Source organism: Pseudomonas sp. LBUM920, from assembly GCF_003852315.1.
GTDB lineage: Bacteria > Pseudomonadota > Gammaproteobacteria > Pseudomonadales > Pseudomonadaceae > Aquipseudomonas.
In genome coordinates this window covers 137,600-160,162 of record NZ_CP027762.1, presented here as the reverse complement: position 1 = coordinate 160,162, position 22,563 = coordinate 137,600, and the positions used below count along the sequence as shown (strand labels likewise).

General features: G+C 58.8%; 6 protein-coding genes. 3 read left to right on the top strand and 3 right to left on the bottom strand.

Annotated features, from left to right (window positions below):
• Positions 1-3: 3 nt before the first annotated feature.
• Positions 4-1,362, bottom strand: a complete 1,359-nt coding sequence (locus C4J83_RS00690; RefSeq protein ID WP_106577303.1) for a TolC family outer membrane protein — start codon at positions 1,360-1,362, stop codon at positions 4-6.
• Between the two features lie 343 nt (positions 1,363-1,705).
• On the opposite strand from C4J83_RS00690, the gene C4J83_RS00685 reads away from it, so the two are divergent.
• Complete coding sequence (locus C4J83_RS00685; RefSeq protein ID WP_124416117.1) at positions 1,706-18,289, top strand: LapA family giant adhesin; 16,584 nt, start codon at positions 1,706-1,708, stop codon at positions 18,287-18,289.
• A gap of 152 nt (positions 18,290-18,441) precedes the next feature.
• Positions 18,442-18,780 (top strand): hypothetical protein, encoded by a 339-nt coding sequence (locus tag C4J83_RS00680; RefSeq protein WP_016968775.1) that lies wholly within the window; start codon positions 18,442-18,444, stop codon positions 18,778-18,780.
• Positions 18,781-18,932: 152 nt separating this feature from the next.
• Here C4J83_RS00680 and lapD read toward each other — a convergent pair whose 3' ends face one another.
• Positions 18,933-20,879, bottom strand: coding sequence for a cyclic di-GMP receptor LapD (gene lapD / locus C4J83_RS00675; protein WP_106580707.1), 1,947 nt, complete (start codon positions 20,877-20,879; stop codon positions 18,933-18,935).
• Between the two features lie 14 nt (positions 20,880-20,893).
• Positions 20,894-21,517: a cysteine protease LapG gene (gene lapG / locus C4J83_RS00670; RefSeq protein WP_234452768.1), complete on the bottom strand. Its 624-nt coding sequence runs from the start codon at positions 21,515-21,517 to the stop codon at positions 20,894-20,896.
• A gap of 321 nt (positions 21,518-21,838) precedes the next feature.
• Between lapG and C4J83_RS00665 the strand changes: the two genes are divergently transcribed.
• Complete coding sequence (locus C4J83_RS00665) at positions 21,839-22,549, top strand: GntR family transcriptional regulator (RefSeq protein ID WP_106580709.1); 711 nt, start codon at positions 21,839-21,841, stop codon at positions 22,547-22,549.
• Positions 22,550-22,563: the final 14 nt, after the last annotated feature.

The window sequence follows — 22,563 nt, the reverse complement described above, 5'->3', positions numbered from 1 at the left end:
GACTCAATTCATCCCAGGCAGTTGGACTTTTGGCTTCACGTCGTTCTGTACGACGGAGGCCATCGGTGCGACCACGCCCTGGCTTTTGAGCAATTCGCCCATGGTCGCCTTGATTCGATATTGAGTAAATAACTGAATGTTCTTGATCTCTTCCAAACGACGCGAAGCGGTGAACAATTCGTTCTCGCTGTCGAGCAAGTCGAGCAGCGTACGTTGGCCCAGGCTGAACTGCTGCTGGTAAGAGGTGCGCACGCGGGTGCTGTGATCCACGTACTGCTGGGCTACCGGCAATTGCGCGTTGGCGTTGTTCAGGGCGTTCCAGGCCAGGCCCAGTTCTTCGTTGAGTTGGCGCAGGGCGTTATTGCGGATATCCAGTGCCTGGTTGGCCTGGTAGGACTTCGATTGCAGGTCGGCCTTGTTGCTGCCACCGGCGAACAGGTTGAAGCGCATGCGCACCATGGCTTCCCAACCGTTGCTGTGGCCGGCATCGCCGCCGACGTTGTTGTCGGCATTCGTGCCCAGCTCTGCATCAAAGCGCGGGTAGAAGGTGGACTTGGCAGCTTCGTACTGACTTTCGGCGGCGGAGATATCCGACTCGGCCGAACGCAGGACCGGGCTGTTGTCGAGCATCTGGCGGCGTGCTTCGTTGAAGTCAGCCGGCAGCATGGCTACAAACGGCGCCGGGCGCTCGAGCTGGTCGGGCATCTGGCCGACGGCGCTGAGGTAATTGACCTGGGAGTCGGCCAGGTTGGTTTGCTCGGTGATCAGGTTGTTGCGGGCCTGGGCCAGACGCGCTTCGGCTTGGTCCTGGTCGGCACCGTTACCGACGCCGCGCTGGGTGCGCAGTTTGATCTGGTCGTAAATGCGTTCGTGGTTGCGCAGGTTTTCTTCAGCCAGGCGCACGAACTCACGGCGTGTCAGCACATCCAGGTACACCTGGGCGACGGTCAACCCGGTGCGCTCGGAAGTACCCAGCAGGGAGTACGCGCGGGAATTGACGTTGGCTTGTTGGCGCCCGACTTCGCTGGAGGTGGCGAAACCGTCAAAAATCATCTGTTGCAGACGCAGGCTCGATTCGCCGCGGTTGTGGGTGTCCCACTGGTTGCCGTTCGGGCCGCTGGCGGCGCGCGTGTTGGAATCGTCGGTGCCTTCACGACCATAACCGGCGTTCAGGTCTACACGAGGCAAGTAACCACCTTGTGCAGCGCGCAGTTGGTAATCGGCGGCGATACGGCTGTTCACGCCGGCTTGAATTTCCGGGTGCACGTCTAAGGCCTGTTGCATGGCCTGGGGCAATGTTTGGGCTTGTACAAAACTGGCGGCGAGTACGAACGGTATTGCCTTGAACAGGTGCAAACGCATTTAAAAATTCCCCAGGACTTCTTGTCTCAAATCACAGCGATTCGGCCTCGCTGAGTCGGATAATGGCTACCGTAATGACCGTACGTCGGAAAGTTCAAAAAGCGGAACTGCTTCACACATGTAGGACGGTTCGCCGCATAAATATCAATGTGACATTACGGGGCCAATTGTTTAGGATGGCGACCAGAAGGTCAATAGTTTGGCATAAACTAGATAGCGAATAAATCTAGCCAATTATTTGACGCCAGTAAGTAATTAGACTACGCCCCCCTCCTGTTTGGCCCTCGCACCTGCGAGCGGCCGCATGGAAATCATCAGAAACGGATCGCCGGAGAAATCTTTAATGAGCAGTGTTGTTGCCATCGTCAAAAGCATTGTTGGTCAAGTTTTCGTTATTTCTCCGGAAGGGACACGCCGCGTCCTCGTTGAAGGTGATCGCCTGTTCGCGGGCGACCAGGTCGATACCGGCATGTCCGGCGCGGTCAGCCTGGAATTGGCCGACGGCCGCACGCTGGACCTCGGTCGGGATACCCAATGGAGCGCCGACATGCCGGACTCCAGCCTCGACCTGGCCGCAGCCACCGAGCAGGCCGCACCGTCGGTTGCCGAGCTGCAACAAGCCATCGCCGCCGGCGCCGACCCGACCACCGACCTGGAAGCCACTGCCGCAGGCGCTACCGCTGCCGGTAACGGCGCCGCGGGCGGCGGCCACAGCTTCGTTGTGCTGGACGCGACCGCAGGCCGCGTGGACCCGACCATCGGCTTCCCGACCGGCCCTCTGGGCCAGACCACGGCGACCCAAACCCAGCTCGCGGGCGCCCAAGGCTCGACCGACAACAGCGGCAACCTGGTGTTGCAGGCGTCCACCCTGTCGCTGAGCGCAACCCCGAGCATCACCGAAGCCGGCGGCGTGCTGACCTACACCGCCACGGTGACCCAGGCACCGTCCAGCAACCTGAACATCACACTGTCCAACGGCGCAGTGATCACCATCATTGCCGGCCAGACCACCGGCACCGTCAACGTACCGCTGGCGCCGAACGACAGCCCTTACATCGATCCTAGCCAGATCAGCGTCAACGTCACCGGCACCACTGGCGGCAACAACCTGGTACTGACCCTCGACCCTAATCCGGCCGTGACTCAGATTACCGATACCATCGACACCACTACGGTGACGCTGACGGCGGGCGGAACGGTGACCGAAGGCGGTCAGATCACTTACACCGCGACACTGACCAACCCTGCACAGACGCCGGTGACGGTCACTTTGAGCAATGGCTCGGTGATTACCATCAAGGCGGGTGAGTCGGTTGGCACGGTGGTGGTGGATACGCCGGCTAACGACGTTTACAACAATGGCTCGACTGTCAGCACCACGATTACTGGGGCTACGGGCGGCAACTTTGAAAATCTGGTACCGAGCACTACGCCTGCGGTTACTACGATTACTGATTCGGTTGATACCACCACCGTCACGCTGACGGCGGGCGAGACTGTCACCGAAGGTGGCCAGATCACTTACACCGCGACACTGACCAACCCTGCACAAACGCCGGTGACGGTCACTTTGAGCAATGGCTCGGTGATCACCATCAAGGCGGGTGAGTCGGTTGGCACCGTGGTGGTGGATACGCCGGCTAACGACGTTTACAACAATGGCTCGACTGTCAGCACCACGATTACTGGGGCTACGGGCGGCAACTTTGAAAATCTGGTACCGAGCACTACGCCTGCGGTTACTACGATTACTGATTCGGTTGATACCACCACCGTCACGTTGACGGCGGGCGAGACTGTCACCGAAGGCGGCCAGATCACTTACACCGCGACGCTGACCAATCCAGCGCAGACGCCGGTGACGGTCACTTTGAGCAATGGCTCGGTGATTACCATCAAGGCGGGTGAGTCGGTTGGCACGGTGGTGGTGGATACGCCAGCTAACGACGTTTACAACAATGGCTCGACTGTCAGCACCACGATTACTGGGGCTACGGGCGGCAACTTTGAAAATCTGGTACCGAGCACTACGCCTGCGGTCACCACGATCACCGACTCGATTGATACCACTACCGTTACCCTGACTGCCGATAACTCGGTCGTTGAAGGCGGAAACATCACTTACACCGCTACGCTGACTAATCCAGCGCAAACGGCTGTGACGGTTACCTTGAGCAACGGCCAGACGATCAACATCGAAGCGGGCAAGTCCAGCGGAAGTGTGGTTTTCGAAACCCCGGCTAACGACGTTTACAACAATGGTTCGACCGTCAACACGACGATCACCAACGCAACTGGCGGTAACTTCGAGAACTTGGTGCCGAGCACTACACCTGCGGTCACCACGATCACCGACTCGATTGATACCACTACCGTCACTCTGACTGCTGATAACTCGGTCGTTGAAGGCGGCAACATCACTTACACCGCCACGCTGACCAACCCGGCGCAAACTCCGGTCACCGTGACGCTGAGCAATGGCCAGACCATCGTTATCGAAGCCGGTAAATCTGCGGGCTCGGTGGTGTTTGAAACGCCGGCTAACGACGTTTACAACAATGGTTCGACTGTCAGCACCACTATTACCGGTGCAACTGGCGGTAACTTCGAGAACTTGGTCCCGAGTACTACACCTGCGGTCACCACGATCACCGACTCGATTGATACCACTACCGTCACTCTGACTGCTGATAACTCGGTCGTTGAAGGCGGCAACATCACTTACACCGCCACGCTGACCAACCCAGCGCAAACTCCGGTCACCGTGACGCTGAGCAATGGCCAGACCATCGTTATCGAAGCGGGTAAATCTGCAGGCTCGGTGGTGTTTGAAACGCCGGCTAACGACGTTTACAACAATGGTTCGACTGTCAGCACAACTATTGCCAGTGCAACTGGCGGTAACTTTGAGAACTTGGTTCCAGGTACTGCCCCAGCCGTCACCACGATCACTGATTCGATCGACACCACTACCGTCACCCTGACTGCTGATAACTCGGTCGTTGAAGGCGGCAACATCACTTACACCGCCACGCTGACCAACCCAGCGCAAACTCCGGTTACCGTGACGTTGAGCAATGGCCAGACCATCGTTATCGAAGCGGGTAAATCTGCGGGCTCGGTGGTTTTCGAAACCCCAGCTAACGACGTTTACAACAATGGTTCGACTGTCAGCACGACTATTACCGGTGCAACTGGCGGTAACTTTGAGAACTTGGTTCCAGGTACCGCCCCAGCCGTCACCACGATCACTGATTCGATCGATACCACCACCGTCACTCTGACGGCAGATCCATCGGTCGTTGAAGGCGGCAACATCACCTACACCGCGACGCTGACCAATCCGGCGCAAACCGCCGTGACCGTCACTTTGAGCAATGGCCAGACGATCAATATCGAAGCTGGAAAATCCAGCGGAACTGTAGTTTTCGAAACTCCGGCCAACGACGTCTACAACAACGGTTCGACCGTCAATACGACGATCACCAACGCCACTGGCGGTAACTTCGAGAACCTGGCGACCAACCCAGCGCCAGCGGTGACCACCATCACCGACTCGATCGATACCACCACTGTCACTCTGACAGCGGATCCATCGGTCGTTGAAGGCGGCAACATCACTTACACCGCTACGCTGACCAATCCAGCACAAACTGCTGTGACGGTCACGCTGAGCAACGGCCAGACGATCAATATCGAAGCGGGCAAGTCCAGCGGAACTGTAGTTTTCGAAACGCCGGCCAACGACGTTTACAACAATGGTTCGACCGTCAACACGACGATCACCAGCGCCACCGGTGGTAACTTCGAGAATCTGGCGACCAACCCTACGCCAGCGACCACTACCATCACTGATTCGATCGACACCACTACCGTCACCCTGACGGCAGATCCATCGGTCGTTGAAGGCGGAAACATCACTTACACCGCTACGCTGACCAATCCAGCACAAACTGCTGTGACGGTCACGCTGAGCAACGGCCAGACGATCAATATCGAAGCGGGCAAGTCCAGCGGAACTGTAGTTTTCGAAACGCCGGCCAACGACGTCTATAACAACGGTTCGACCGTCAATACGACGATCACCAACGCCACTGGCGGTAACTTCGAGAATCTGGCGACCAACCCTACGCCAGCGACCACTACCATCACTGATTCGATCGACACCACTACCGTCACGTTGACGGCGGACCCGTCAGTCGTTGAAGGCGGCAATATCACTTACACCGCTACGCTGACCAATCCAGCACAAACTGCTGTGACGGTCACGCTGAGCAACGGCCAGACGATCAATATCGAAGCGGGCAAGTCCAGCGGAACTGTAGTTTTCGAAACCCCAGCCAACGACGTCTATAACAACGGCTCGACCGTCAATACGACGATCACCAACGCCACTGGCGGTAACTTCGAGAATCTGGCGACCAACCCTACGCCAGCGACCACTACCATCACTGATTCGATCGACACCACTACCGTCACCCTGACGGCAGATCCATCGGTCGTTGAAGGCGGAAACATCACTTACACCGCTACGCTGACTAATCCAGCGCAAACGGCTGTGACGGTTACCTTGAGCAACGGCCAGACGATCAACATCGAAGCGGGCAAGTCCAGCGGAACTGTAGTTTTCGAAACGCCGGCCAACGACGTCTACAACAACGGTTCGACCGTCAACACGACAATCACCAACGCCACTGGCGGCAACTTCGAGAACCTGGCGACCAACCCAGCTCCAGCGGTGACCACCATCACCGACTCGATCGACACCACTACCGTCACGTTGACGGCGGACCCGTCAGTCGTTGAAGGCGGCAATATCACTTACACCGCTACGCTGACCAATCCAGCACAAACTGCTGTGACGGTCACGCTGAGCAACGGCCAGACGATCAATATCGAAGCGGGCAAGTCCAGCGGAACTGTAGTTTTCGAAACGCCGGCCAACGACGTCTACAACAACGGTTCGACCGTCAACACGACGATCACCAGCGCCACCGGTGGTAACTTCGAAAACCTGGCAACCAACCCAGCTCCAGCGGTGACCACCATCACCGACTCGATCGATACCACAACCGTCACCCTGACGGCGGACCCATCGGTCGTTGAAGGTGGCAACATCACCTATACCGCGACGTTGACCAACCCAGCGCAAACCGCAGTAACCGTGACGCTGAGCAACGGCCAGACGATCAACATCGAAGTCGGCAAGTCCTCGGGCTCGGTCGTGTTCCACACCCCGGCCAACGACGTCTATAACAACGGTTCGACCGTCAATACGACGATCACCAACGCCACTGGCGGTAACTTCGAAAACCTCGCAACCAACCCAGCGCCAGCAACCACCACGATCACCGACTCGATCGACACCACTACCGTTACCCTGACGGCGGATCCATCGGTCGTTGAAGGCGGCAATATCACTTACACCGCCACGCTGACCAATCCAGCGCAAACCGCAGTAACCGTGACGCTGAGCAACGGCCAGACGATCAACATCGAAGCCGGCAAGTCCTCGGGCTCGGTCGTGTTCCATACTCCGGCCAACGACGTCTACAACAACGGCTCGACCGTCAACACGACGATCACCAACGCTACCGGTGGCAACTTCGAGAACCTGGCAACCAACCCTACGCCAGCGACCACCACCATCACCGACTCGATCGATACCACAACCGTCACCCTGACGGCGGACCCATCGGTCGTTGAAGGCGGCAACATCACTTACACCGCTACGCTGACTAACCCGGCGCAAACTCCGGTCACCGTGACGCTGAGCAATGGCCAGACCATCGTTATCGAAGCGGGTAAATCTGCAGGCTCGGTGGTGTTTGAAACGCCGGCTAACGACGTTTACAACAATGGTTCGACTGTCAGCACAACTATTGCCAGTGCAACTGGCGGTAACTTTGAGAACTTGGTTCCAGGTACTGCCCCAGCCGTCACCACGATCACTGATTCGATCGACACCACCACCGTCACTCTGACGGCAGATCCATCGGTCGTTGAAGGCGGCAACATCACCTACACCGCGACGCTGACCAATCCGGCGCAAACCGCTGTGACGGTCACGCTGAGCAACGGCCAGACGATCAACATCGAAGCTGGAAAATCCAGCGGAACTGTAGTTTTCGAAACTCCAGCCAACGATGTCTACAACAACGGTTCGACCGTCAACACGACGATCACCAACGCTACCGGCGGTAATTTCGAAAACCTGGCGACCAACCCAGCGCCAGCCACCACCACGATCACCGACTCGATCGATACCACCACTGTCACTCTGACAGCGGATCCATCGGTCGTTGAAGGCGGCAACATTACTTACACCGCTACGCTGACTAACCCGGCGCAAACTGCGGTGACTGTGACGCTTTCGAATGGCCAGACCATCGTCATCGAAGCGGGTAAATCTGCGGGCTCGGTGGTTTTCGAAACCCCGGCCAACGACGTCTACAACAACGGTTCGACCGTCAACACGACAATCACCAACGCCACCGGCGGTAACTTCGAAAACCTGGCGACCAACCCAGCTCCAGCGGTGACCACCATCACCGACTCGATCGACACCACCACCGTCACCCTGACGGCGGACCCATCGGTCGTTGAAGGCGGCAACATCACTTACACCGCGACGTTGACCAATCCAGCGAAAACTGCTGTGACGGTTACCTTGAGCAACGGTCAGACGATCAATATCGAAGCGGGCAAGTCCAGCGGAACTGTAGTTTTCGAAACTCCGGCCAACGACGTCTACAACAACGGTTCGACCGTTAACACGACGATCACCAACGCCACCGGTGGTAACTTCGAGAATCTGGCGACCAACCCAGCGCCAGCGACCACTACCATCACCGACTCGATCGATACCACTACCGTCACCCTGACGGCGGACCCATCGGTCGTTGAAGGCGGAAACATCACTTACACCGCAACGTTGACCAACCCGGCGCAGACTGCGGTTACCGTGACGTTGAGCAATGGCCAGACCATCGTTATCGAAGCGGGTAAATCCGCGGGCTCGGTGGTGTTTGAAACTCCGGCCAACGACGTCTACAACAACGGTTCGACCGTCAACACGACGATCACCAACGCCACCGGTGGGAACTTCGAGAGTCTGGCGACCAACCCTACGCCAGCGACCACCACCATCACCGACTCTATCGATACCACAACCGTCACCCTGACGGCGGACCCATCGGTCGTTGAAGGCGGCAACATCACTTACACCGCTACGCTGACTAACCCGGCGCAAACTCCGGTCACCGTGACGCTGAGCAATGGCCAGACCATCGTTATCGAAGCGGGTAAATCTGCAGGCTCGGTGGTGTTTGAAACGCCAGCTAACGACGTTTACAACAATGGTTCGACCGTCAGCACCACTATTACCAGTGCAACTGGCGGTAACTTTGAGAACTTGGTTCCAGGTACTGCCCCAGCCGTCACCACGATCACTGATTCGATCGACACCACCACCGTCACTCTGACGGCGGACCCATCGGTCGTTGAAGGCGGCAATATCACTTACACCGCCACGCTGACCAATCCAGCACAAACTGCTGTGACGGTCACGCTGAGCAACGGCCAGACGATCAATATCGAAGCGGGCAAGTCCAGCGGAAGTGTGGTTTTCGAAACCCCGGCTAACGACGTTTACAACAATGGTTCGACTGTCAATACGACGATCACCAACGCCACTGGCGGTAATTTCGAGAACCTCGCAACCAACCCAGCGCCAGCCACCACTACGATCACCGACTCGATCGACACCACCACCGTCACCCTGACGGCGGACCCATCGGTCGTTGAAGGCGGCAACATCACCTATACCGCGACGCTGACCAACCCAGCGCAAACCGCTGTGACGGTCACGCTGAGCAACGGTCAGACGATCAACATCGAAGCGGGCAAGTCCAGCGGAACTGTAGTTTTCGAAACTCCAGCTAACGACGTTTACAACAATGGTTCGACTGTCAGCACCACTATTACCGGTGCAACTGGCGGTAACTTTGAGAACCTGGCAACCAACCCAGCGCCAGCAACCACTACCATCACCGACTCGATCGATACCACTACCGTCACCCTGACGGCGGATCCATCGGTCGTTGAAGGCGGCAACATTACTTACACCGCCACGTTGACCAACCCGGCGCAAACTCCGGTCACCGTGACGCTGAGCAATGGCCAGACCATCGTTATCGAAGCGGGTAAATCTGCGGGCTCGGTGGTTTTCGAAACCCCAGCTAACGACGTCTATAACAACGGTTCGACCGTCAACACGACAATCACCAACGCCACCGGCGGTAACTTCGAAAACCTGGCGACCAACCCAGCTCCAGCGGTGACCACCATCACCGACTCGATCGACACCACCACCGTCACCCTGACGGCGGACCCATCGGTCGTTGAAGGCGGCAACATCACTTACACCGCTACGCTGACTAACCCGGCGCAAACTGCGGTGACTGTGACGCTTTCGAATGGCCAGACCATCGTCATCGAAGCGGGTAAATCTGCGGGCTCGGTGGTTTTCGAAACCCCAGCCAACGACGTCTATAACAACGGTTCGACCGTCAATACGACGATCACCAACGCTACCGGCGGTAATTTCGAAAACCTGGCAACCAACCCTACGCCAGCGACCACCACCATCACCGACTCTATCGATACCACCACTGTCACTCTGACGGCGGATCCATCGGTCGTTGAAGGCGGCAACATCACCTACACCGCGACGCTGACCAATCCGGCGCAAACCGCCGTGACCGTCACTTTGAGCAACGGTCAGACCATCGTTATCGAAGCGGGCAAGTCCAGCGGAACTGTAGTTTTCGAAACTCCAGCTAACGACGTTTACAACAACGGCTCGACCGTCAACACGACGATCACCAACGCCACTGGCGGTAACTTCGAAAACCTGGCAACCAACCCAGCGCCAGCAACCACTACCATCACCGACTCGATCGATACCACTACCGTCACCCTGACGGCGGATCCATCGGTCGTTGAAGGCGGCAACATTACTTACACCGCCACGTTGACCAACCCGGCGCAAACTCCGGTCACCGTGACGCTGAGCAATGGCCAGACCATCGTTATCGAAGCGGGTAAATCTGCGGGCTCGGTGGTTTTCGAAACCCCAGCTAACGACGTCTATAACAACGGTTCGACCGTCAACACGACAATCACCAACGCCACCGGCGGTAACTTCGAAAACCTGGCGACCAACCCAGCTCCAGCGGTGACCACCATCACCGACTCGATCGACACCACCACCGTCACCCTGACGGCGGACCCATCGGTCGTTGAAGGCGGCAACATCACTTACACCGCTACGCTGACTAACCCGGCGCAAACTGCGGTGACTGTGACGCTTTCGAATGGCCAGACCATCGTCATCGAAGCGGGTAAATCTGCGGGCTCGGTGGTTTTCGAAACCCCAGCCAACGACGTCTATAACAACGGTTCGACCGTCAATACGACGATCACCAACGCCACTGGCGGTAACTTCGAGAATCTGGCGACCAACCCTACGCCAGCGACCACTACCATCACTGATTCGATCGACACCACTACCGTCACGTTGACGGCGGACCCGTCAGTCGTTGAAGGCGGCAATATCACCTATACCGCGACGTTGACCAACCCAGCGCAAACCGCAGTAACCGTGACGCTGAGCAACGGCCAGACGATCAACATCGAAGTCGGCAAGTCCTCGGGCTCGGTCGTGTTCCACACCCCGGCCAACGACGTCTATAACAACGGCTCGACCGTCAATACGACGATCACCAACGCCACTGGCGGTAACTTCGAGAATCTGGCGACCAACCCTACGCCAGCGACCACTACCATCACTGATTCGATCGACACCACTACCGTCACCCTGACGGCAGATCCATCGGTCGTTGAAGGCGGAAACATCACTTACACCGCTACGCTGACTAATCCAGCGCAAACGGCTGTGACGGTTACCTTGAGCAACGGCCAGACGATCAACATCGAAGCGGGCAAGTCCAGCGGAACTGTAGTTTTCGAAACGCCGGCCAACGACGTCTACAACAACGGTTCGACCGTCAACACGACAATCACCAACGCCACTGGCGGCAACTTCGAGAACCTGGCGACCAACCCAGCTCCAGCGGTGACCACCATCACCGACTCGATCGACACCACTACCGTCACGTTGACGGCGGACCCGTCAGTCGTTGAAGGCGGCAATATCACTTACACCGCTACGCTGACCAATCCAGCACAAACTGCTGTGACGGTCACGCTGAGCAACGGCCAGACGATCAATATCGAAGCGGGCAAGTCCAGCGGAACTGTAGTTTTCGAAACGCCGGCCAACGACGTCTACAACAACGGTTCGACCGTCAACACGACGATCACCAGCGCCACCGGTGGTAACTTCGAAAACCTGGCAACCAACCCAGCTCCAGCGGTGACCACCATCACCGACTCGATCGATACCACAACCGTCACCCTGACGGCGGACCCATCGGTCGTTGAAGGTGGCAACATCACCTATACCGCGACGTTGACCAACCCAGCGCAAACCGCAGTAACCGTGACGCTGAGCAACGGCCAGACGATCAACATCGAAGTCGGCAAGTCCTCGGGCTCGGTCGTGTTCCACACCCCGGCCAACGACGTCTATAACAACGGTTCGACCGTCAATACGACGATCACCAACGCCACTGGCGGTAACTTCGAAAACCTCGCAACCAACCCAGCGCCAGCAACCACCACGATCACCGACTCGATCGACACCACTACCGTTACCCTGACGGCGGATCCATCGGTCGTTGAAGGCGGCAATATCACTTACACCGCCACGCTGACCAATCCAGCGCAAACCGCAGTAACCGTGACGCTGAGCAACGGCCAGACGATCAACATCGAAGCCGGCAAGTCCTCGGGCTCGGTCGTGTTCCATACTCCGGCCAACGACGTCTACAACAACGGCTCGACCGTCAACACGACGATCACCAACGCTACCGGTGGCAACTTCGAGAACCTGGCAACCAACCCTACGCCAGCAACCACCACGATCACCGACTCGATCGACACCACTACCGTCACTCTGACGGCAACCCCTTCAGTCGTTGAAGGCGGCAACATTATTTACACCGCTACGCTGACCAACCCAGCGCAAACCGCTGTGGCGGTCACGCTGAGCAACGGCCAGACGATCAACATCGAAGCCGGCAAGTCCTCAGGCTCGGTCGTGTTCCATACCCCAGCCAACGACGTTTACAACAATGGTTCGACCGTCAACACGACGATCACCAACGCCACTGGCGGTAACTTCGAAAACCTGGCAACCAACCCAGCGCCAGCAACCACTACGATCACCGACTCGATCGACACCACTACCGTCACCCTGACGGCGGATCCTTCGGTCGTTGAAGGCGGCAACATTACTTACACCGCTACGCTGACTAACCCGGCGCAAACCGCGGTAACCGTGACGCTGAGCAACGGCCAGACGATCAACATCGAAGCCGGCAAGTCCTCGGGCTCGGTGGTGTTCCACACCCCCGCCAACGACGTCTATAACAACGGCTCGACCGTCAACACGACGATCACCAACGCTACCGGCGGTAACTTCGAAAACCTGGCAACCAACCCAGCGCCAGCGACCACTACGATTACCGACTCGATCGACACCACCACTGTCACCCTGACGGCGACCCCTTCGGTCGTTGAAGGCGGCACCATTATTTACACCGCCACGCTGACCAACCCGGCGCAAACCGCTGTGGCGGTCACGCTGAGCAACGGCCAGACGATCAACATCGAAGCCGGCAAGTCTTCGGGCACGGTCGTGTTCCAAACGCCGCCGAACGACGTTTACAACAACGCGTCGACTGTCAGCACGACGATCACCAAGGCAACCGGCGGTAATTTTGAGAACCTGGCGGCGAATCCGGCCGCTGCAGTGACGAGCATCACCGACTCGATCGACACCACCACCGTGACCCTGAGTGCGCCAAGTGCGGTCAACGAAGGCGGCACCATCACCTACACCGCCACCTTGAGCAACAAGGCTGGCAGCGACATGGTGATCACCCTGGATAACGGCTCGACGATCAAGATTGCCAAGGATTCCTTGGTGGGCCAGGTGACCGTCAATGCGCCAGGCGATGACGTGTTCATCGACAAGAGCACCCAGACCGTCAAGATCGCCGGCACTACCGGCGGCAATTTCGAAAACCTCAGCGTGACGCCGGGCGGCGCCACCACCGTGGTCAACGACACCATTGATACGGTGAGAATCCTCCTGACCGCCACCGGCAGCGTCGGCGAGAAAGGCAACATCGTCTACACCGCCACCCTGGTCGACAAAGACGGTCATACCGTCAATAACGTCGGCAAGACTGTGGTGGTCGAGCTGGATAACGGCAAGACCATCAGCATTGCCGACGGCCAGAGTTCCAGCACTGCCACCGTTGTCGCGCCTAACGATGTGTACGCCGGCAACCAGACGGTGACTGCGGCCATCAAGGGCGTAACCGGTGGGGAGCAGTTCGAGAACCTGGTGCCGGTCAAGGATCCGGTGAGCACCACCGTATACGACACACCGGGCACCACCGACCTGACGACCGTCACCCTGAGCGCGCCAAGTGCGGTCAACGAAGGCGGCACCATCACCTACACCGCCACCTTGAGCAACAAGGCTGGCAGCGACATGGTGGTCACCCTGGATAACGGCGCCACGATCAAGATCGCCAAGGATTCCCTGGTCGGTCAGGTGACCGTCAATGCGCCAGGCGATGACGTGTTCATCGACAAAAGCACCCAGACCGTGAAGATCACCGGCACTACCGGCGGTAATTTCGAGGGCGTCACCATCACCCCGGGCGGCGCAACCACCGTCGTCAACGACACCATCGATGACGTCACCGTGTCGCTCAAAGCCAACGGCTCGGTCAGCGAAGGCGGCCTGATCACTTACACCGCGTCCCTGGTCGACAAGAACGGCAATGCCGTAACCAACGTCGGCTCCGACCTGGTGGTGAAGTTGAATAACGGCTCGACCATTACCATCGGCAACGGCCAGTCCAGCAACACCGCGACCACCACTGCGCCTAACGATGCGTACGTCGGCGCCAACGACGTGACTGCCAAGATCACCGGCGTGGTCAGCGGCGGCGACAAGTACGAGCATCTGATCGTCGACGGCAGCACCGTGACCACCAAGGTGACGGATGTGATCAACAACACCACCATCAGCATTACCGGCGACGCGTCGGTGACTGAAGGCGGCACGGCGAACTACACCCTGACCCTGAGCAACCCGGCGCAAACCGATGTGACCGTGACGCTCAAGTACAGCGGCACCGCCACCGATGGCTCGGATTTCACTGGCGTGTACACCGTGAAGATCCCGGCTGGCGCCAGCAGCGTGCCGTTCACCATCGGCACGATCGACGACAAGATCACCGAGCCGACAGAAACGATCGTCATCACCATCGATAAAACCACCGGCGGCAACTTCGAAAACCTGGTGGTCGGCAATGGCAGCGTCAGCACCAACATCATCGACAACGACGCGCCGCCGGTCATCGACCTGGATGCCAACAACTCCAGCGGCGCCACCGGTGCCGACTACAAGACCTCGTTCACCGAAGGCGGCACGGGCGTGTCGATTGCTGACACTGACATCAAGATTACCGATCCGGACAGTACTCAACTGACCGGCGCCACGGTGGTCTTGACCAACACTCAGCAGGGCGATTCGCTGAACTACACAGGCGTTACCGGCATCACTGTGACCCCGACCACAGACCCTGCCACCGGCAAGATCACGCTGACCCTGACCGGTACGGCGTCGCTGGCTGACTACATGCAGCAGATCAAGAACATCACGTTCACCAACAACAGCCACGACCCGAGCACCACGCCGCGGACCATCACCGTGACCGTGACCGATGGCGGCAATTACTCCAACGTCGCTACCGCCACGGTCAACGTAGTGGCGGTCAACGATGCGCCAGTGGCAACCGGCAGCGCCGTGACCGGCACCGAAGACACGCCGCTGGCGCTGACCTGGGCCAACTTCGGCGTGACCGATGTGGACTCGCCACAAGCCAGCCTTGGCGTGAAGATCACCGACCTGCCGGTGGCCGGCAAGCTGCAATACCTGGCGGCAGATGGCGCCACCTGGACCAACGTGACCGCCGGCCAGACCTTCACCAAGGCGCAGATCGACGGCGGCCAGTTGCGCTTTATGCCCAACGCCAACGAGTCCGGCACCGACGGTTATGGCGGCACCGGTATTGGCAACAAGCAGGCCGATTACGCGCAGTTCAAGTTCCAGCCTACCGACGGCAAGGACCTGGGCACCAGCGCCACGGTGAAAGTCGATATCACACCGGTCGCCGACGCACCGACCCTGAATGTGGCTGACAACAACGTCAATTCGGTGGGCTTGCTCAAACAAAGCTGGAACAGCATCGCCGGCATCGGCACCAACGGTAACGGCGCGGCCCCGGCCGACCTGAAAAACGCCATTGATAACGCCGGCACGCCCAACAGCAGCGGGATTGTGACCAACGTCGAATCCACCGCCAACGTGGCGGCGGGTGCAGGCTCGAAGATCTCCGGCCTCATGTACATGGAAGCCGGCAAGTCCTACACCTTCAGCGGCACCGGCGATGACAGCCTGGTGATCAACGTCGGCGGCAAAGACGTGGCCAGCGCGCAATGGGGCACCAACAGTGGCAAGTTCAGCGGCTCGATCACCCCGACCGTCAGCGGCTACTACAGCATCGAGATTTACCACGCCAACCAGTCCGGCCCGGGCAGCTATGACGTCAACCTGTCGATCAACGGCGCAGCGGCCACAGACCTGAGCACCAGCGGCGCGGCGTTGTACACCGGCATCACTGACCTGACCAACGCCGGCGTGACCGTGTCCGACCTGCATGGCAGCAACGGTGACGGTTACTACGTGGGCTACAAGCTCAACGAAGGCCAGGAAAACGGCACCGTGAAGCTGTCCAAAGTCACCACCGCGCTGACCGATACCGACGGCTCGGAAACCCTGAGCGTGAAGATCAGTGGCGTACCGGCAGGCTCGGTGCTAACCGACGCGTCCGGGCACACCTTCACCGCGACCAAAACCGTGGGCGAAGTCAACGTCACCGGCTGGGACCTGAGCACCCTGACCATCAAGCCGCCGACCTACTACAGCGGCCAGTTCAACCTGACCGTCACCTCGACGTCCACCGAAAGCCTCGGCGGTTCGGCCATCACCACCGCGCAATTGCCGGTGACGGTGTACCCGGCCACCTACAGCGCGATCACGGGCACCTCGGGCAGTGACGCGATTACCGGCACCGATGGCAACGACATCGTCGTGGCCGATATCGGCGGCCTGAACGTGGTGCAGGGCAAGAACTACAACATCGCGTTTATGGTGGACAGTTCCGGCAGCATGAGCACCGCGTCGATCAACGCGGCAAAGGCTTCGTTGACCTCGGTGTTCAGCTCGCTCAAAGACAGCCTGGGCGCCAACACGTCGGGGACTGTGAATATTTTCCTGGCGGATTTCGATACCCAGGTGAACAAGTCGGTCGCCATCAACCTCAACGATCCAAACGCCCTGACCTTGCTCAAGGCAGTGCTGGACTCGATGGCGTCGGGTGGCGGTACCAACTATGAAGACGTGTTCAAGACCACGGCCAACTTCTTCCAGAGCGGCCTGGCTACCGGCAACAGCGGTGCCACCAACTTGACCTACTTCATCACCGACGGCAAGCCGACCTATTACCAGAGCGGCGAGCAGACCAACCCGACGATTTACAACGTGAAGCTCGACGACTTGGTGACCACGTCCAACTACACACTGGGCACGACGTTCAGCAAATACCTGGATAACACCCACTACTTCAGCGTCGACTCCTCGGGTGCGGCCCAGTTGCAAACCTGGAATGGCTCGCGCTGGGTGGTTAACAACCTGGGCACCCTGCACGCCCAGGGTGACGGCACCTACGAGCTGTCCAACCTGAGCGGTACCGGCAGCAGCACCGACTCGGCGACGCTGAGCAACGCCAAAAGCGCCTTTGCCTTGCTGGGCGGGTTGTCGCAAGTGGAAGCCATCGGCATCAACAGCGACGTCACCCTCAGCGACCTGAAGCCTTACGACAGCGATGGCAAGCCGCAAAGCAACATCGACCCGAAAGACCTGGCCAACGCAATTCTCGGCCACACCGAAGCAACGCTGCCGGGTAACGACACCATCAGCGGTGGCGACGGCAACGACATCATCTTCGGCGACCTGGTGAGCTTCAGCGGTATTACCGGTGAGGGTTACAACGCACTGCAGGCCTTTGTTGCACAGAAGACCGGCGTGGCGGTCACGGCAGTGACCACCTCGAACGTGCACCAGTACGTCACCGAGCATTACGCGGACTTCGATGTGTCCGGCGCCAAGGACGGCAACGACACGCTGCTGGGCGGCGCGGGTGATGACATCCTGTTCGGCCAGGGCGGCAATGACTACCTGGACGGCGGCAAAGGCAATGACATCTTGCTGGGCGGCACCGGTGACGACACCTTGATCGGTGGTCCGGGCAACGACATCCTGATCGGTGGTTCGGGTGCCGACACCTTCGTGTGGAAAGCGGGTGACCTGGGCAACGATGTGATCAAGGACTTTAAAGCCTCGGAAGGTGACCGGATCGATCTCAAGGATCTGTTGAAGGGTGAGACGGACAGCACCATCGACAACTACCTCAAGATCACCACGGTAGACGGCGTGTCGACCCTGCAAATCAGCAGTGAAGGCAAGCTCAACGCAGCGGGCGGCGTGGCCAATGCCGATGTGACGATCAAGCTGGAAGGCAACGATTGGTCTCACACCAGCATCAACTCGCTGATCAGTGGTGCCGACCCGACCATCAAGATCGATCACACCGCCTAAGACGCGATGAACCGGCCGCCCACTCGGGCGGCCGATTTATTTGGCTGATGCGTCGCTGGCCCTCACGGGCGGTTGCATCGCATACTCGCGCTCATAAACACACCATTGACCTATGCTGGTGAACGCGTGTGGCTCATTTTCGAGGGTTTCTTATGTTTTACGTGCAACGTGATGCACAGGGTGCACTGAGTCGCGTGGAGGCCGCCGCCTTTGCCGAATCAACTGAAACCCTGCCGGCCGATCACCATGAGATTCAGGCCTGGTACGCCAACGAAGTGGTAGAAACCAGCCTGGCGCAGCTCAAGCAAAGCGACCTGGAGATGATTCGGGTGCTGGACGACTTGATTCAGGTGCTGACGCGCAAGGGCGTGATCAGCGTGACAGACCTGCCGCCGGCGGCGCAGGCCAAGCTGATGGACCGTACCCACGCGCGGGAAGCGTTGGGCGGGTTGAGCCACCTGATCAATGATGAAGAGACTGGTTTGATCTGATTTAGTTAGGCACACCGAATCTAAATCGGGGCAGGCTTTTGTGGGAGCTGGCTTGCCCGCGATGCAGGCACCTCGGTGTATCAGGCGGACCGAAGTGATGCTATTGCAGGCAAGCCAGCTCCCACACAAGCGAGTGCCCCGTTAGGTCTGGATTATTTCCAGGGCGCCGGTTCACCGAACAGCTGGCCCTGCACACCGAAAATCCCCATCTCGCGAATCACCTTCAGCTCACCCTCGGTTTCCACACGCTCGGCAATCAATGGCAAGTCGATGCTGTGGGCCGCACGCTGGATCGCCTCGATAAACAGGCGTTTGTCGCTTTCCTGATCGATGGCGCGGATGTAGCTGCCGTCGATTTTCAGGTACGCCAGGCCCAGCCGTGCAAGGTTGCCGATCATGCTGAAACGCCCACCAAAGCGCTGCAGGCTCAGAGAGAAGCCCAGCTCGCGCAGGCGCTGGGTCAACTGCTCCAGCAGCGCCTGCTCCGGCAATTGTTCTTCACCGATTTCCAGGGTCAGGCGCGGGCCCAGGTTGCTGTGCTGGCGCAGCAGCTCAAAAATCCGATTCAGCGCCTGAGCATCCTGCAAAGTCGCGGCAGACAGGTTCAGCGCCAGGCTATGGCTGTGGCCGGCCATTTGCTTGAGTACCTGCTCAAGCATCAAGCGGTCCAGACGCGCCGTCCAGCCGAAGCGCTCGAGCCACGGCAGGAAACGTCCGGCAGGTATCGTGTGGCCGTCTTCATCCTGCAAGCGCGACAGCACTTTGTAGTGCAAGACCAGCTGCGGGTCCTGGCTGGCGACGACCGGTTGGAAGTACAGCTGGAAACGCTGCTGGGTCAGGGCCTGGTCGAGCAGTGTGTGCCACGCATGGTGATCGTCGCCGACGCTGGCGGCGGCGCTATGGTCGAGGCACACCCAGGTGGTGTCGCCCTGCCCTTCGGCCTGGGCCAGGGCTTGGTCAGCCAGGGTCAACAGGGCTTGAGGCGAATCGCCATGGTTAAACGGTGCCAGGCCGATATAGGCAACCGGCGTGACATCACTGGCGCCAGTGGCCTGCAGGCTGAGCAACGTGGTCTCAAGGTTCTGCGCCAGTTGCAGCGCTTCTTCACGCACCAGCCCCGGCGCCAGTACCGCAAACTCACCGCCGCGGATACGGGTGACGAGGTTGTGGGTTTCCGGGTACGGCTCGCACTCGCGCAGCAGCTGTTCGCCGACCGCTTGCAGCAATTGGTCGGTACGCTGGCCACCGAGGCGCTGGTTGAGACCGGCCAGGTCCTTGACCCGCAGCAGCAGCAGATAGCCGGAGCTGGTCTCTTCCGGGTGACTCACGCGGGCGTTGAGCTGCATTTCGAAATAACGCCGGTTGGCGAGGCCGGTGAGGTTGTCTTGATAGGACTCGATGCGCAGTTTTTCGCTGCGCTCGGCCTGCTCCTGGAACAGCGCCTTGAGCTTTTCCACCATCTGGTTCATGGCCTGCACCACGCGGCGCAGTTCCGGCGTGCGCGGCAGGTCGGGCAAGCTGAGGAACTCGCGGCGGGCAATGGCGTGGGACTGCTTGACCATGTAGTCCAATGGCTTCAACTGCCGGCGCAGCAATAACGCGCCAAGCACCGCACTGACCGCGCCGCACAGCAACAGCCAGCCGAGGCTGCCCAGGGCGCTCTGCCAGAGTTTGGCCAGGGCGAACATCGGGTGACTGACCACCTCCACGCGCGCCGCCTGCTCCCAGCCGCGATTGACCAGCGCATCGCCACCCGCCGGCTCCAGGCCGATCAATTTCACGAACCAGTTGGGCACACCGTTGTTGTCGGGAATGCCGCTGCGCTCGACGATGGTTTTATCCGTGGCCAGGTCCACCACGCGGATGCTCGCGTAATAGCCGCTGTCGAAGATTGAGCTGACCAGCAGTTCGACCATGGCCGGGTCGTCGATATTGGGCGTCAGCGACAATGCCAGTGCCGTCGCCGCATCCTGCGCGTGGGAGCGAAGCTGGTTGACGTATTGGGTGCGCGAGCTTTCCAGGCTGACCATGAAGCTGCCACTGAAGGCGACCACGAGGAACAGACAGATTGCGATCAATAGTTGTTTGAACAGAGACATCCGATCAGTTACTCCTAGTTGGCAGGCTCGGCCGGGAAGCCTTCGGCACGCATTTTTCTCAACACATCCTGCCAGCGCGACAAGCGTTTGGTATCACCGACTTTCGTGTTGCCCTTGGCGCCGGGCAGGTACAAACCCTCGGCGTTGAAGGAATACACGGGAATCAGGTCGGTACGGCGAGTGGCGGGCAGGATCTCGTCCATCAGGCTATCGAGCACCAGCGGGATGGCGTTGGGGGTCGAATAATAAGTCAGCACCATGTGCGCGCGATTCTGCCGCAAGGCCTTGACGTAAGTAATGCGCAATTTGTCGCTGGAAACGCCCAGGTGACGCAGGCTGAAATACTTGGCGATTGCATAGTCCTCACAATCTCCGGCACCTTTCCACAGGGCTTCGATGGGCGTCTCCCAATAATCGACCACGTGCCACAGGTCGATGTCTTCCACGTACGTCATTTGTTTGTTGAAGAACAGATTGACGACCTTGAGCTGCTCCTGCTCGTCGACTTGCTTTTGGGTCGCCAGCAACCGCTGCCAGGCGTCAATTCGCTGCTGGCCCTCACCCAGCGGACCGTACAAGGCGGTGGCTTTGCGGCTGATCTGAGAGAAATCCCAATCGGCATGCAGCCCGCCGAGCATCAAGCCAGCCAACAGAATCGCTGAAAATAGCCAGCTGAGGATTCGAGAGGGAATAAAACTTACCGCCAAGGCGTTCAGTCCGTGGAGAGAGACGGAATTTCAAAGGATGGTGAAGCCTCAACCCACAAAAAACAATGGCACAGTGCAATCATTCATGCGTGGGCGAAGTTCATGACCCGCCGCTGTGGGATGCACAAAGTACAGCTTGTAAGCCCTTACAAACGGAAACTTTGGCTGTTTGACAAGCGTGTGGGCCATCTTTAGTGTGCATTGGATCCAATTAAACACACTCCATTCAACAATAAGGAGGATAGCGTAACCGTGACGCAGAAGCCGAACCCTTTAAGCAGCATCAAAATCAGCGGGCCTATTCCCGCCCACCTTGCTCGCGCCGTTATTGAAGAAACCTTGCGCAATGCCATTCTCGACGGTCGACTGCCCTGTGGCACCGCGATGCGCCAGCAAGAGCTCGCCAGCCTGTTCGGTGTCAGCCGCATGCCCGTGCGCGAAGCTTTGCGCCAGCTGGAAGCCCAGTCTTTGCTGCATGTGGTGACTCACAAGGGCGCCGTGGTTGCACCGTTGATCGAAGACAATTCGGCTGAAACCTATGCCCTGCGCATGCTGCTGGAATCCGAAGCGCTGCGCCTGTCGATCCCGTTGCTCACCGACGCCGACATTGCCCAAGCCGACGCCTTGATCAAAGCGCTGGAGCAGGAGAAAGACTACGCCGAGATCGGCCGTCTCAATCGTCTGTTTCACATGGCGCTTTATAGCAAGGCACCCAACCAGCGTTTGCTCAAGTTGGTTGAACACGGCTTGAATGAGGAAGAACGCTTTCTGCGCTTCAACCTCGAAGCGATGGGGCTGGGCGAGACGTCCCAGGAAGATCACCGTGAACTGCTGAGCCTGGTGGCCCAGAAGAAAACCGACGAGAGCATCCTGACGTTGCGCAACCACCTGATGCGCGGCATGGAGGTTATCTCTACCTACCTCAGCGGTCTTGAAGCCGCCGCAACACCCGACACGCAGTAAGTTTTACCGCGCTC